The 13,358-nt window shown below is 72.9% G+C and carries 14 protein-coding genes; 8 read left to right on the top strand and 6 right to left on the bottom strand.

All coding sequences use genetic code 11. The features are described from left to right. Positions 1 to 205 precede the first annotated feature (205 nt). From GJR97_RS12775 to GJR97_RS12760, 4 genes are all read right to left on the bottom strand, one after another. A complete protein-coding gene (locus tag GJR97_RS12775; RefSeq protein ID WP_154347061.1) occupies positions 206 to 1,036 on the bottom strand; it encodes a phosphatase PAP2 family protein in 831 nt (276 codons plus the stop codon). Positions 1,037 to 1,178: 142 nt separating this feature from the next. Next, entirely contained in the window at positions 1,179 to 2,450 is a 1,272-nt protein-coding gene (locus GJR97_RS12770; protein ID WP_154347059.1) for a multidrug effflux MFS transporter, read from the bottom strand. Positions 2,451 to 2,679: 229 nt separating this feature from the next. Then, positions 2,680 to 3,870 (bottom strand): ROK family protein, encoded by a 1,191-nt coding sequence (locus GJR97_RS12765; protein WP_407643600.1) that lies wholly within the window; start codon positions 3,868 to 3,870, stop codon positions 2,680 to 2,682. Further along, positions 3,867 to 4,034, bottom strand: a complete 168-nt coding sequence (locus GJR97_RS12760) for a hypothetical protein (protein ID WP_154347057.1) — start codon at positions 4,032 to 4,034, stop codon at positions 3,867 to 3,869. The genes GJR97_RS12765 and GJR97_RS12760 overlap by 4 nt, the downstream gene beginning before the upstream one ends. Between GJR97_RS12760 and GJR97_RS12755 the strand changes: the two genes are divergently transcribed. From GJR97_RS12755 to GJR97_RS12725, 7 genes are all read left to right on the top strand, one after another. After that, positions 4,015 to 5,310, top strand: a complete 1,296-nt coding sequence (locus GJR97_RS12755) for an ABC transporter substrate-binding protein (RefSeq protein ID WP_154347055.1) — start codon at positions 4,015 to 4,017, stop codon at positions 5,308 to 5,310. The two genes, GJR97_RS12760 and GJR97_RS12755, sit on opposite strands and share 20 nt — an antisense overlap. Beyond that, the gene (locus GJR97_RS12750; RefSeq protein ID WP_154347053.1) at positions 5,310 to 6,308 is read left to right on the top strand and encodes a carbohydrate ABC transporter permease; all 999 of its coding nucleotides are present in this window, start codon (positions 5,310 to 5,312) and stop codon (positions 6,306 to 6,308) included. The genes GJR97_RS12755 and GJR97_RS12750 overlap by 1 nt, the downstream gene beginning before the upstream one ends. 1 nt (position 6,309) lies before the next feature. Beyond that, entirely contained in the window at positions 6,310 to 7,209 is a 900-nt protein-coding gene (locus GJR97_RS12745) for a carbohydrate ABC transporter permease (protein ID WP_154347052.1), read from the top strand. Next, positions 7,206 to 9,632, top strand: a complete 2,427-nt coding sequence (locus tag GJR97_RS12740) for a beta-xylosidase/alpha-l-arabinosidase (protein ID WP_154347050.1) — start codon at positions 7,206 to 7,208, stop codon at positions 9,630 to 9,632. Before GJR97_RS12745 ends, GJR97_RS12740 begins: the two co-directional genes overlap by 4 nt. 105 nt (positions 9,633 to 9,737) lie before the next feature. Next, positions 9,738 to 10,133 (top strand): RidA family protein, encoded by a 396-nt coding sequence (locus GJR97_RS12735; protein ID WP_154347048.1) that lies wholly within the window; start codon positions 9,738 to 9,740, stop codon positions 10,131 to 10,133. A gap of 103 nt (positions 10,134 to 10,236) precedes the next feature. Further along, a complete protein-coding gene (locus GJR97_RS12730) occupies positions 10,237 to 10,551 on the top strand; it encodes a hypothetical protein (protein WP_154347047.1) in 315 nt (104 codons plus the stop codon). Further along, the gene (locus GJR97_RS12725) at positions 10,551 to 11,033 is read left to right on the top strand and encodes an SRPBCC family protein (RefSeq protein WP_195760707.1); all 483 of its coding nucleotides are present in this window, start codon (positions 10,551 to 10,553) and stop codon (positions 11,031 to 11,033) included. The genes GJR97_RS12730 and GJR97_RS12725 overlap by 1 nt, the downstream gene beginning before the upstream one ends. A gap of 36 nt (positions 11,034 to 11,069) precedes the next feature. Here GJR97_RS12725 and GJR97_RS12720 read toward each other — a convergent pair whose 3' ends face one another. Next, the gene (locus GJR97_RS12720) at positions 11,070 to 11,576 is read right to left on the bottom strand and encodes a MarR family winged helix-turn-helix transcriptional regulator (protein ID WP_154347045.1); all 507 of its coding nucleotides are present in this window, start codon (positions 11,574 to 11,576) and stop codon (positions 11,070 to 11,072) included. Between the two features lie 159 nt (positions 11,577 to 11,735). On the opposite strand from GJR97_RS12720, the gene GJR97_RS12715 reads away from it, so the two are divergent. Further along, complete coding sequence (locus tag GJR97_RS12715; RefSeq protein WP_154347063.1) at positions 11,736 to 12,992, top strand: MFS transporter; 1,257 nt, start codon at positions 11,736 to 11,738, stop codon at positions 12,990 to 12,992. A gap of 18 nt (positions 12,993 to 13,010) precedes the next feature. Here the strand turns inward: GJR97_RS12715 and GJR97_RS12710 are convergent, their stop codons facing one another. Beyond that, entirely contained in the window at positions 13,011 to 13,295 is a 285-nt protein-coding gene (locus GJR97_RS12710) for a hypothetical protein (protein WP_154347044.1), read from the bottom strand. Positions 13,296 to 13,358 lie beyond the last annotated feature (63 nt).

Genomic DNA, 13,358 nt, shown 5'->3' with positions numbered 1-13,358 from the left:
TCGCCTTCGCCTTCGCCTTCGCCTTCGCCTTCGCCTTCGCCTTCGCCTTCGCCTTCGCCTTCGGGAGGAACTTCTCGATCCTCGTCGGCGTGGCGCCATGCGACACGCCGACGGTCGCCGGGAAGTCCCTCCCGAGCGGCGGGGGCGCACGGCCGGTCCTCCGCGACCCGCCGATTCCCGATGCCGGCCCACGAACCCCGTACAGCTAGGCGCGCGGCACCGCCGGCGGCGTGACGTGGGACTGCGCGAACGCGCGGTTGCGCTCGCCGATCTCCGCGGCCCGCGCGAGCCGCTCGCGCTCCATCCGCTGGGCGAAGACCGTCCAGACGAGCAGGGCGGCGCCGGCCCCGACCAGGGCACCGCCGATGGTGTCGGTGATCCAGTGGGCTCCGAGGTACGTGCGGCTGATCGCCATCAGCACCGTGTACACGACGCCCCAGAACCACACCCACCCGCGGGGGACGATGATGCCGATCGTGACCGCGATCGTCGCGGCGTTCGCCACGTGGCCGGACGGGAAGGAGCCGAAGTCCGACAGCACGATGATGTCCTCCGGACGGGCCCGGCCGAACAGGTTCTTCAGCAACTGCACGATGAGCGCACTCGCGACGGACGCCGTGACGAAGTACAGCGCGGCCCACGGTCGCCGGACCGCGAGCAGGATCACCGCGATGGCGATCGGGACGACGAACACCCCGATCACCCCACCGCCGAGCGCGTTCATCCCGTAGGCGAAGAGGTCGCCGATCGGCCCGCGGAGCGTGAAGATGTCCTCCGCCCATTCCTCGTCGATCTCGAAGAGACCGCGGAGCGCGATGACGATGCCGAGGACGAGCGCGATGACGAGCGCCGCGATCCCCGCGGCGAACGGCACGAAGCGGCCGACGTGCTCGGTGCGCTCCTCGCGGGCCGCCGGGTGGAGGCTCTCGCCGGTCGGGGCGACCGGGCCGCGTTCGGTGACCTCGGCCGAGGTCTCGCCGTCGTGGTCGGCGGAGGTCCTCCCCGCTGCGGGCTGGGCGCTGTCCGGATCGCTCATGTCGACACGCTAGTCGCGCGGGCGCGAGCCCGCGGTGCACCGGCGCCGCGTGCCTCGGACCCCGCGGCGGTCCGCGCCCGGGCGCGTGCGACGAGCGGATGCCGCGGCCCATGCGGCACGCGGCATCCGCCCCTCGGGTCGATCAGTCGCTGAGCGCGGGGACCGTCTTGGGGCGCACGAGCAGCCAGACCGAGCCGATCGCGACCACGGAGGCGCCCAGCATGAACGCGGCCATCGGCACCGCGCTGTCGACGCCGAACAGGCCGATGAGCGGCGAGATGACGCCGGCGAGGCCGAAGTTCAGCGCGCCGAGCAGCGACGCCGCCGTGCCGGCCTCGGCGCCGTGGTGCGCCAGGGCGAGCACCTGCACCGCCGGGAAGCTGAACCCGCACGCGAGGATGTAGATCCACAGCGGGATCGCGGTGCCCCAGAATCCTGCGCCGGACGAGTCGAGCACGATGATCGCGATCGCCATCGCGGCGTGGACGATCGTGGTGCCCGCGAGCACGTACTGCGGCGGGATCGGCCCGCGGATGAGCCTCGACGAGGTCTGCACGCCGATGATCACGCCGACGGAGTTGACCGCGAAGAGCAGGCCGTACTCCTGCGCGCTGAACGCGTACACCTGCTGGAACAGGAACGACGAGGTCGTCAGGTACGAGAACAGGCCCGTGAAGGTCATGCCGCCGATGATCGCGGCACCGAGGTAGACGCGGTCGCGGAAGAGCGCGCGGTAGCGCTCGCGCATCGACGAGTGGCCGGCGACGTGGCGGCGGGACTCGGGCAGGGTCTCGACGATCAGGAACGCGACCGAGAGCACGACGGCGACGCCGTAGCCGGCGAGCACCCAGAACACGCCCCGCCAGTCCATGAAGGCGAGCAACTGCGAGCCGATGACCGGCGCGAGCACCGGGGCGAGGCCGTTGACGAGCGCGAGGCGCGAGAGCATGCGCACGAGCGGCTTGCCGCCGAACAGGTCGCGGACCATCGCCATCGCGACCACGCCGCCGGCTGCGGCGCCGAAGCCCTGCATGAGGCGGAAGAAGGCGAGCCAGGCGATGTCGGGCGCGAGCGCGGCCGCGATCGACGCGGCGATGTGCAGCGCGGTCGCGAGGATGAGGGGCAGGCGACGGCCGACCTTGTCGCTCCACGGGCCGACGATGAGCTGGCCGAGGCCGAAGCCGATCATGGTGCCGGTCAGCGTGATCTGCACGGCAGCGGCACCGACGCCGAACTCGGACTCCAGCGCAGGGAACGCCGGCAGGTAGAGGTCGACCGTGAACGGGCCGAGCGCGGTGAGCGCTCCCAGCACCAGGACGTAGACGAGTCGCTGGCGGCGGCTCAGGAGGTCGCCGGGGTGGCGGGGAGCGGTGTAGTCGTCCGGGCGGACGATGGGGATGGAGGCGGTGGACATGGGCGGTTCCCGAGGCGTGCTGGAGTGCGGACGTGCGGAGGCGGCTGTGCTGGCGCACGCCGTCGGGCGCCGGGCGAACAGGAACGGCGCCCCGTGGGGCGCCGCCGGGTGCGATCTCGGCCATCATGGCCTCGAATCGATTCGACTGAGGCCTCAGTCTAGCGCTTCGACCCCCGGGTGACGCAAGCCGAGCCGCATTCGGATTCCGTTCGCGGGGCCCCGACGGGACTCAGCCGGCGACCGAGAGCGGATCGGCCAGGAGCCTCGCGAACGCGAGTTCTGCGGCGCCGATCATGAGCCGATCCTCGCCGAGCGCGGCGACCACGACGTCGACGTCCTCCATCGCCGCGGGCATGGCCTGGGCGGCCACCGCACCCCGCAGCGCGGCCGGATCCTGCTCCGCGAGCGTCGCGAGGAACCCGCCGAGGATCACGAGCGACGGGTTCAGCACGTTCACGGCGTTCGCGAGGGCGGTCGCGAGGATGCGTCGCTGGCGATCGAGCTCGGAAGCGATCGCCGGGTCGCCGGCGTCGACGGCGGAGCGGATGGCGCCGGCCAGCGTCGGCTCGTCCGCCGACCTCAGCCCGACCGCCTCGAGGAGCCTCGCGCGACCGACCTCGTCCTCGAGCACGCCGCCGCCCGCGCGGCGATCCCCGTGCGAGGCGATGCCCGGCCGGTTCTGGCCGAACTCGCCCGCGTACCCGCTGCGGCCCCCGACGGCACGGCCGTGCACGACGAGGCCGCCGCCGATGCCGCTCGCGCCGCCGTTCAGGTAGACGAGGTCGTCGACGCCTCGTCCCGCTCCGAAGAGGTGCTCGGCGAGCGCACCCAGGCTCGCGTCGTTGCCGACGGCGGCGGGCAGGCCCGTGGCCTCCTCGACGAACTCGCGCACGGGCGCCTCGTGCCACTCCAGGTGCGGCGCGAACCGCACGAGCCCGTCGGCGGCGCGCACGAGGCCGGGCACCGCGAGTCCGACGCCCGCGAATCGCGCGTGGGCGAGGTCGCCGTCGCGCCAGCGCCGGATCGCGTCGGCGACGAGCAGCGCGGTGCGCTCGGGCGTGACCAGGTCGTCGACCTCGATGCGCTCGCGCGCGTCGATGCGGCCGCCGAGGCCGACGGCGGCGAGGGTCACGGCGTCGACCTCGGGGTTCACCGTCACGGCGACGACGCCCGGGTGGGCCGCGACGACCGGCGAGGGGCGCCCGACCCGGTTCGTGGGGTCGGGCGCGCGCTCCTCGACGAGTTCGAGCTCGACGAGCTCTCCGGTGAGCGAGGCGACCGTCGAGCGGTTGAGCCCGGTGAGCGCGGTGATGCGTGCTCGGGAGAGCGGCCCCTCGAGGTGGACGAGCCCGAGGATGCGCGCGAGGTTGCGTCGATGCACCCCGTCGAAACTCCCGGTGCTTCCGTTGCGATCGGTCACGCGCACCACTCTAGGTTCGCCGGGCCGGGAATCGGTGGCGCATCGCCGAATATGTTGCGCTTGACCGCAAAACCGCTCGAGCGTATATTCGTCACGTCCAGATCACTTTCGACGTTGTGGTCGAAATTTTCGAGAGGTTCGATGATGAACAGACGCAGCACCACGCGGCTCGTCACCTTCGCCGCGGCGACCGGGCTCGCCGTCGCCTCGCTCACCGGCTGCGCCGGCGGCGGTGGCGACGAGGGCGGCGACGGCGAGGTCACCCTCACCTGGTGGCACAACGGCACGACCGGTCCGCTCCCCGAGGTCTGGGAGGAGGTCGCCACGGAGTTCGAGGAGTCCCACCCCGGCGTCACGGTCGAGCAGACCGGCTACCAGAACGAGGACCTGCAGCGCACGCTCATCCCCAACGCGCTCGCGGCGGGCGACCCGCCCGACCTCTTCCAGGTCTGGCCGGGCGGCGAGCTCCGCGACCAGGTCGAGAACGGCTACCTGATGCCGCTCGACGACGTCATCCCCGACACGATCGACAGCGTGGGCGCGACCGTGAACCCGTGGCAGGTCGAGGGCACCACCTACGGCATCCCCTTCACGTTCGGCATCGAGGGCTTCTGGTACAACACCGACCTGTTCGAGGAGGCCGGGATCGACGCGCCCCCGACCACGCTCGACGAGCTGATCGACGCCGTCGGCGCCCTCCGCGACGCGGGCATCACGCCCATCGCGGTCGGCGCGGGCGACAAGTGGCCCGCCGCGCACTGGTGGTACCAGTTCGCCCTGCACTCCTGCTCGCCCGAGACGCTGCAGGCCGCCGAGACCGAGTACGACTTCAGCGACGACTGCTGGGTCGACGCGGGCGACCAGCTCGAGGAGTTCCTCGGCATCGACCCGTTCCAGGAGGGCTTCCTCGGCACGCCCGCGCAGCAGGGCGCCGGCAGCTCGGCCGGCCTCGTGGCCAACGGCGAGGCGGCGATGGAGCTCATGGGCCACTGGAACGCCGGGGTCATCGGCGGACTCACGCCCGATCAGCAGGTGCCCGAGTTCCTCGGCTGGTTCCCCTTCCCGGGCATCGAGGGTTCGGCCGGCGACCCGACGGCCGCGCTCGGCGGCGGCGACGGGTTCGCCTGCTCGGCCGAGGCTCCGCCCGAGTGCGCGGAGCTGCTCGAGTTCATCATGAGCGAGGACGTCCAGGCGAAGTTCGCGGCGAGCGGCGCCGGCATCCCCACGGTCCCCGCCGCGACGAGCTCGCTCGAGGACCCGAACCTGACGCTCGTCGCCGAGGGCCTCGCAGCGTCGTCCTTCGTCCAGCTCTGGTTCGACACGGCCTTCGGCACCACCGTCGGCAACGCCATGAACGACGGCATCGTCAACCTCTTCGGCGGCTCAGGCACGCCCGACGAGATCGTCACGAAGATGCAGGACGCTGCGGCGACGCTCTGATGACCGCAACGCTCCAGCAGGCCGGGCCCGCGATCGCCGCGGGTCCGGCCCCCACCCCGGGACGACGGCGGCCGCGGTCGAGCGCGACGCGGCAGCGCATCGAGGTCGTCCTGCTCGTGGGCCCCGCCCTGCTCCTGTTCCTCGGCTTCGTGATCCTCCCGGTGATCCTCGCCGCGGTCTACAGCCTCTACAACCTTCCCCCGGCGTTCCGGTGGGAGCAGCTCGCCGAGCCCGACCGGTTCGTCGGCCTCGCCAACTACCAGCGGGCGTTCGACTCCCCCGAGTTCGTCCGGGCGATCGGCAACAACTTCATCATCCTGTTCGCGTCCCTGCTCATCCAGGGCCCGCTCGCGATCGGCATCGCGCTGCTGCTGAACCGCCCGCTGCGCGGCCGGACCGCGCTGCGGCTGCTGATCTTCGTCCCCTACGTGCTCGCCGAGGTCATCGCCGGCCTCGCGTGGAAGCTGCTGCTCCAGCCCCAGGGCGGCGTGAACGCGATGCTCGAGTCGCTCGGCCTCGGCTTCCTGCAGCAGAACTGGCTCGCCGACCCGGGCATCGCGCTGTGGACGCTCTTCTGGATCCTCACGTGGAAGTACCTCGGATTCGCGATCATCCTCATGCTCGCCGGCCTCCAGGGCGTGCCCGAGGAGCTCGCCGAGGCGGCCGCGATCGACGGCGCGAGCTGGTGGCAGATCCAGCGGTACATCACCATCCCGCTGCTCGGCCCGACGATCCGCATCTGGGCGTTCCTGTCCATGATCGGCGCACTCCAGCTGTTCGACATGGTCTGGGTCACCGTCGCACCGACCGTGCGCGGGATGGCCACCGAGACCATGGCGACCTACATGGTGCAGCAGGGCCAGTTCGCGGGTCAGCCGGGCTACGGCAGCGCGATCGCCGTGATCCTCTTCTTCATCTCGCTCACCGTCGCGCTGATCTACCAGCGCGTCGCCCTCCGCCGCGACCTCGCCGGCGCCGTCACCCGAGGAGTGCGCTGACATGGCCGCGACGACCGTCATCACCACCGGACGACCGCCGTCCGAGCTCCCCCGGCGCGGCGCCGGGCGCGGCATCGACTGGGGCGAGCCGTTCGTGTACCTCGTGGCCCTCGTCGTCGCCGCCGTCGCCATCGGCCCGGTGCTCTACGTCTTCCTCGGCGGGTTCCGCACCACCGCCGACCTGAACGCCGACCCGGCGGGCCTGCCCGACCCGTGGACGCTGCAGAACTGGGCGGCCGTGCTCGGGTCCGAGCGGTTCTGGGGCAACGTGCTCGCGAGCGTCATCCTCGCCGCCGGCACGACCGCCGGCGTCGTCATCGTCGGCATCATGGCGGCGTTCGTGATCGCGCGCTACGACTTCCGCGGACGCCAGGGGCTCTACACGCTCTTCACCGCCGGGCTCATGTTCCCGCTCACGGTCGCCGCGCTGCCGCTCACGCTGCTGCTGCGCACGCTCGGCCTGCACGGATCGTACCTCGGGGTCATCATCCCGTCGATCGCCTTCGCACTGCCGACGACGATCATCATCCTCGTGCCGTTCCTCCGCGCCATCCCCGACGAACTCGAGGAGGCCGCGTCCATCGACGGGACGAGCCGCATCGGGTTCTTCTGGCGGATCCTCCTGCCCCTCTCGATGCCCGGGCTCGTCACCGTCGGCGTGCTGGCGTTCGTCGGCAGCTGGAACGGCTACCTGCTGCCGCTGCTCGTGATCTCGACGGGCACGCTCCCGCAGGAGCTCTGGCCGCTGCCGCTCGGCGTCACGCAGTTCTCGACGCAGTACTCGCAGGACACGGCGGCGGTGCTCGCGTACACGTCCCTCGCGATGATCCCGGCGCTGGCGTTCTTCCTCGTCGCCGAGCGACGCATCGTCGGCGGCCTCCAAGGGGCGGTGAAGGGATGACCGCGCTCGACGGTTCGACCCCCGTCGGCGGGTCGACGCAGGTGACGGATGCCGCGTGGCGCGACGCCGCCCGCCCGATCGACGAGCGCGTGGCCGCCCTGGTGGCCGAGATGACGCTCGACGAGAAGCTCGCGCAGCTCTACGGCGTCTGGGTCGGCGCGGCCGACGACGGCGGCGGCGACGTCGCCCCGCACCAGCACGACCTGAACGACGACGTCGACCTCGACGCGCTGCTCCCATCGGGGCTCGGCCAGATCACGCGGCCGTTCGGCACGGCGCCCGTCGACGCGGCGGTCGGGGCGCTCTCGCTCGCGCGCATGCAGCAGCGCATCGCCGGTGCGAACCGCCTCGGCATCCCGTCGGTCGCGCACGACGAGTGCCTCGCGGGCTTCGCCGCGTGGGGCGCGACCGCCTATCCGGTTCCGCTGTCGTGGGGCGCCTCCTTCGACCCGGCGCTGGTCGAGCGGATGGCCCGGCGCATCGGCGCCGACATGCGATCGGTCGGCGTGCACCAGGGGCTCGCGCCCGTGCTCGACGTCGTCCGCGACGCGCGCTGGGGCCGCGTCGAGGAGACCATCGGCGAGGACCCCTACCTCGTGGCGACGGTGGGCACCGCGTACGTGCGCGGGCTCGAGGCATCCGGCGTCGTCGCGACCCTGAAGCACTTCGTCGGCTACTCGGCCTCGAAGGCCGGACGCAACCTCGCGCCCGTCTCGATCGGGCCGCGCGAACTCGGCGACGTGCTGCTGCCGCCGTTCGAGATGGCGGTGCGCGAGGGCGGGGCGCGCAGCGTCATGAACTCGTACTCCGACCTCGACGGCGTGCCCTCCGCCGCGGACCGGTGGCTGCTCACGGAGCTGCTGCGCGAGACCTGGGGCTTCGATGGCACGGTCGTCGCGGACTACTTCGCGGTCGCGTTCCTGAAGCTGCTGCACGGCGTCGCCGACACCTGGGCGGATGCCGCGGCCGCGGCGCTCGAGGCCGGGCTCGACGTCGAGCTCCCGACCGTGAAGGCGTTCGGCGAACCGCTGCGGGCGGCCGTCGAAGCCGGTGCGGTGGACTCCGGGCTCATCGACACCGCGCTGCGCCGCGTGCTGCGGCAGAAGGCCGAGCTCGGGCTGCTCGACGCCGGCTGGTCGCCCGTGCCGGCCGCGCTCGCCGGGCTCGGCCTCGCCGACGCCGACCTCGCCGACGCCGATGCGGCGCACGCCGACCGACTGCGCGGCCGCATCGACCTCGACCCGCCCGGCAACCGCGCGCTCGCGCGCGAGCTCGCCGAGCGCGCGGTCGTGCTCGCGAGGAACGACGGCACGCTCCCGCTCGGGGCGCCGTCGGTGATCGCGGTGGTCGGCCCCAACGCCGACGATCCGTACGCGATGCTCGGCTGCTACTCGTTCCCGACGCACGTCGTGACCCAGCACCCGGGCGTCGGGATCGGCATCCGCATCCCCACGCTGCTCGACGCGCTGCGCGCCGAGTTCCCGGGCAGCGTGGTCCGGCACGCGGTCGGCACGAGCGTGGACGGCGGCGAGACCGACCGCATCGCCGAGGCGGTCGAGCTCGCGTCATCCGCCGACGTCGTCGTGCTCGCGCTCGGAGATCGCGCCGGCCTGTTCGGCCGCGGCACGAGCGGCGAGGGCTGCGATGCCGAATCGCTCGCGCTCCCGGGAGCGCAGCAGGCGCTCGTCGACGCGGTGCTCGACTCAGGGACGCCGGCGGTGCTCACGATGCTCGCCGGGCGCCCGTACGCGCTGGGGCGTGCCGTGTCGGAGGCGGCGGGCATCGTGCAGGCGTTCTTCACGGGCGAGGAGGGTGCCGGTGCGATCGCCGGCGTGCTGAGCGGCCGCGTGAACCCGAGCGGGCGCCTTCCGGTGTCGATCCCGGCCTCGCCGGGCGCGCAGCCGACGACGTACCTCGCACCGCCGCTCGCCCGCGCGAACGACGTGTCGAGCGTCGATCCGACGGCGGCGTTCCCGTTCGGACACGGACTGGGGTACGCCGCGTTCGACTGGTCGTCCTTCGCGGGCGACGAGGCGTCGATCGCGACGGATGGTGCGACGACCGTACGACTGCGGGTGCGCAACACCGGCGAGCGACGGGGCGTCGAGGTCGTGCAGCTCTACCTGCACGACCCGGTGGCATCGGTCGTGCGGCCCGTGCAGCGACTCGTGGGCTTCGCGCGCGTCGACCTGCCGCCGGGCGCCGCCGCCGACGTCCGGTTCACGGTGCCCGCCGACCTCGCGTCGTTCACGTCGCGCACCGGCGAGCGGATCGTCGAGCCCGGCGAGCTCGTGCTCTCGGTGGGGCGGTCGAGCAGCGACCTCGTGCACGCGCACGCCGTGCGCCTGGCGGGTGCGACGCGTGTCGTCGGCCACCGGCGGGCGCTGCATCCGACGGTCGCGATCGAGCGGGTGATCCCGTGACCGACTGACCCTCGGTCGGGAGCCGCGCGCGCCGCCGGCCGGCGATCGACCGGCGTCGTGTCGGAGGCGGGAGGGAGACTCGGAGCGATCCGAGAGGAGCCTCGCATGAGCACCCACGTGACGCCGGTCGACCCGGCCGAGCTCGCGACGAGTCCGGCCTTCGCGCAGGGGATGATCGCCCCGGCGGGTCCGCTGCTCTTCGTCGGCGGCCAGAACGGCACGGATGCCTCGGGCGCGCTGCTCACGGGCTTCCGCGCGCAGACCGAGCAGGCGCTCCGCAACGTGCTCGCGGTGCTCGCCGACGCGGGCACCGGGCCGGAGCACGTGGTGAAGCTCACGATCCACCTCGCGCCGGGCATCGATCCGGCCGACGGCTTCGCCGCGAGCGCGGCCGTGTGGGGATCGCACCGGACGGCGGTCACCGTGCTCGCGGTCGCTCCCGCACGGCCGGGCGCCCTGGTCGAGGTCGACGCGATCGCCGCGATCCCGACCGCCGGCTGATCGGGCCGGTCGACGTCACCCGGTCCGAGCCCGATCGTCGCCCGATTCGCGCATCCGCGCGCGGTAGCGTGGCCGTTCACGCGACGGAGCGACGAGGAGAGCGATGAGCACGGAGTCCATGCCGAGAACGGTGATCTGGTGGGGCGTCGCCATCGCGTTGGCCGGTGGCCTGCTCGTCGCGGCCGCGCCGTACGCGCTCACGGCGTGGTGGGGCGCGAACACGGCGGAGTGGAGCGCGGCCACCGTCGTGTTCGAGGTCGTCCTCGCGATCGCGCGGACGACGCTCGCACCGCTCGGCGCCGCGCTCATCGCCGCCGGACTCGTGATGCACTACGTCGACCGGCGCCTCCGCGGCGACCGGATCGCCGACCGCCCGCACCGCTGGCGCTTCCCGAACGCCGAGGAGGCCGAGCGGTGATGGGTGCTTCGAACCCGGGAGAGGGCGCGCGCGCCGTCCTGCACGGCGCGTTCGAGTTGCCGCTGTCGCCACGCGAGGCGTTCCGGCTGTTCTCGGCGCGCGGCGAGGAGCTCTGGGTGCCCGGGTGGGTGCCGCGGTTCTTCCTCGAAGGGGCCGACGACCTCGAGGTCGGCACGGTGTGGCAGACGAGCGGCGACGACGGCCGCCCGACGACGTGGGTGGTGCTCGACTGCACGCCCGGTGCGTCCGTGCGGTATGCGCGGGTCGCCGAGGGCTGGACGGCGGGCACCGTGACGGTCGAGCTCGCCGATGTCGCCGAGGGGTGCCTCGTCCGCGTCGGCTACGACCTCACCGCGATGAGTGCGGATGCCGCGGCCGACCTCGCGCGCTTCGCCGACGGGTACGCCGGCTACCTCGCCGAGTGGCGCACGACGATCCTCGACCACCTCGGGTCCGGCGGCGCGATGCCTGGCCCGGTCTGAGCAGCCGGCTGGACCGGGAACGGACGAGCGCCGAGCTCAGGCCTCGATGTCGTCGAGTCGCGCGATGACGACCTCGAGCAGGCGCGCGAGCTCGCCGCGCTCGGCGTCGCCGAGGTCCTGCAGCACGTCGGACTCGACGACGTCGGAGCTGCGGATCGCGAGGCTGAACAGCTCCCACCCGCCGTCGGTGAGCCGCACGAGGATCCGCGTGCGGTTCTCGGCGTCGGGCGTCCGCTCGACCAGGCCCCGATCGACGAGCTTGTCGAGCCGGTGCGTCATCGACGAGGGTGCGACGTTGGTGAGGTCGGCGAGCTGGCTCGGCGTGAGCGCGCCGCCGTCCTTCGCGAGCGTGGCGACGACCGCCCACTCCCCCGCCGTGACGTCGAGGTCGGCGAGTTGCCTGGCGTACCACTGGTCGAGCTTCTTCGAGAGGCTCTGCACGGCGGTGATCACGCGCTGCACCGACTCCTCGCCGCCCGCGGCCACGTAGGCCGCGACGGCCCTGCGGTGCTGCTCGGCCGCACTCGGCCCGCGTCTCGCCATGCGGGAATTCTCGCACACGTCTTTCGGTTGCTAAGATTTCGACATCGAAGTATTCGACGCCGAAGCCACGAGGGCGACGGCGTCGCCGCGGCGTGCGGCCGCGGCATCCGTCATCGACCTCGCGGTCGACCACGCGAAAGGGGTGCGCCCGTGCGCGCGATGCTGCTCGTCCTCGCTTCGAGCATCGGATCTCTGGGATGGGGCGGGATCCTGCCCTACCAGTACGCCTATGCCGCGGAGACGCGGGACTGGGGCGCGCTCGTCGCGGCCGGCGCCGCATCGCTCTTCTCGGTCGGCGCGCTCGTCGCCGCACCGCTCGCGGGTCGGCTGAGCGACCGGTTCCCGCCCGTGCGGGTCGCCGTCGCCGCGCAGCTGATCGGCGCCGCGGCGGCGGCCTCGCTCATCGTCGCCGACGAGCCCGGAGCCTTCCTCGCGGGCATGCTCGTCTTCGGCATGGGCCTCTCCGCGGCCGCGCCCGCGAAGCAGGTGCTCGCACTGCAGTGGTCCTCGAGCGACGACCGCCGCAAGGTGTTCGCGTACAAGTTCACGGGCGAGGCGCTCGGCATGGCCGCCGGCGCGTTCATCGCCGGGCTCCTGGTCGACCTCGACCGGCACGACGGGCTCGACGTCGGGTTCCTGATGGCCGCGGCGGGCTTCGCCGTGTCATCCGCCATCATCTGGCTCGCCGGCCGAGGCGCCGTCGTGCCGACCGACTTCGCATCCGACCCGACCGGCTCGATCCGCGCCGTCGAGGCGCGCTCGCGCGGCATCCTGCGCATCATCTTCGCCACCCCGGCGCTGCGCTGGACCGCGATCGTGACCATCACGCTCGCGCTCGGGTTCTACGCGCAGTTCGAGGCGGGGCTGCCCGCATACGGGATCACCGTGCTCGGCGTCGACCCGACCGTCATCGGCACCGCGGCAGCCGTGAACTGCCTCGTGATCGTGGCGATCCAGGTGGTCATGGTGCGCCTCACCGCCAAGCGCAGCGCGCCCGTGCTGCTCATGGGCGTCGGCGCGATCTGGGTGATCGCGTGGCTCGGACTGTCGGCGGCGCAGCTCGCCCCCGGCCTCGCCGCGGCGATCTTCGTCACGACGTACGGCGTCTTCGCGGTCGGCGAGACGATCTACAGTCCCGTGCTGAACCCGCTCACCGCGTCGCTCGCGCCGAAGGGCATGGTCGGGCAGACGCTCGGCACCATGGCGGCGCTGCAGACCGCGTTCACCGCGGCCGGACCGCTCGTCGCGGGCGTCCTGCTCGGCGCGGGCCTCGTCGACGGGTTCCTCTGGATGCACCTCGGGGTGAGCGTGGTCGCGGTGTTCGCCGCGTGGCGCGTGCACCGCGCGCTCGTCGCGTCGCGACGCGTCGCGGAGCCGCCGCTGACCCGGCCGATCCCGGTCGCCGGCGGCGCCTGAGCCCGCCTCGGCCGACGGCTAGGACGCGGTGCGCAGCCCGGTGATCCGGATCACGGGCTCGCGCAGTCCGTCGTCGGTGTCCTCGAACCCGCGTGAGAACTCGAGGTCCGAGACGTCGTAGCGCGTCGCGAGCTTCTCGCGGATCGCCGCCTCGTCTCCGTCCGCGCCGATGTCCTTCGGATGCACGACCTCGACGTCGAGCACCCGCCCGTCACCGGCCGTCACCGCGATGGACCATCCCGAGTTCTGCGCCGTGTCGCTCAGGTGCGGCCGCGCGACAGCGTGCAATGTGTTCTCCCCCATGGCTCGACTCTACGACGCCGGCCCCGCTGCAGGCAGGGCGCCCGGGACGATCCCGGGCGCCCC

This window comes from Agromyces kandeliae (assembly GCF_009674665.1).
In the GTDB taxonomy this organism is placed as follows: Bacteria; Actinomycetota; Actinomycetes; order Actinomycetales; family Microbacteriaceae; genus Agromyces; species Agromyces kandeliae.
Note: the sequence above shows the minus strand (reverse complement) of the source record. Positions and strands in the feature narration are given on the sequence as shown.

Coding starts and splice junctions, on each gene's coding strand:
- GJR97_RS12775 (WP_154347061.1), bottom strand. CDS start 1,036: ATGAGCGATCCGGACAGCGCCCAGCCCGCAGCGGGGAGGACCTCCGCC.
- GJR97_RS12770 (WP_154347059.1), bottom strand. CDS start 2,450: ATGTCCACCGCCTCCATCCCCATCGTCCGCCCGGACGACTACACCGCT.
- GJR97_RS12755 (WP_154347055.1), top strand. CDS start 4,015: ATGAACAGACGCAGCACCACGCGGCTCGTCACCTTCGCCGCGGCGACC.
- GJR97_RS12750 (WP_154347053.1), top strand. CDS start 5,310: ATGACCGCAACGCTCCAGCAGGCCGGGCCCGCGATCGCCGCGGGTCCG.
- GJR97_RS12745 (WP_154347052.1), top strand. CDS start 6,310: ATGGCCGCGACGACCGTCATCACCACCGGACGACCGCCGTCCGAGCTC.
- GJR97_RS12740 (WP_154347050.1), top strand. CDS start 7,206: ATGACCGCGCTCGACGGTTCGACCCCCGTCGGCGGGTCGACGCAGGTG.
- GJR97_RS12735 (WP_154347048.1), top strand. CDS start 9,738: ATGAGCACCCACGTGACGCCGGTCGACCCGGCCGAGCTCGCGACGAGT.
- GJR97_RS12730 (WP_154347047.1), top strand. CDS start 10,237: ATGAGCACGGAGTCCATGCCGAGAACGGTGATCTGGTGGGGCGTCGCC.
- GJR97_RS12725 (WP_195760707.1), top strand. CDS start 10,551: ATGGGTGCTTCGAACCCGGGAGAGGGCGCGCGCGCCGTCCTGCACGGC.
- GJR97_RS12720 (WP_154347045.1), bottom strand. CDS start 11,576: ATGGCGAGACGCGGGCCGAGTGCGGCCGAGCAGCACCGCAGGGCCGTC.
- GJR97_RS12715 (WP_154347063.1), top strand. CDS start 11,736: ATGCTGCTCGTCCTCGCTTCGAGCATCGGATCTCTGGGATGGGGCGGG.
- GJR97_RS12710 (WP_154347044.1), bottom strand. CDS start 13,295: ATGGGGGAGAACACATTGCACGCTGTCGCGCGGCCGCACCTGAGCGAC.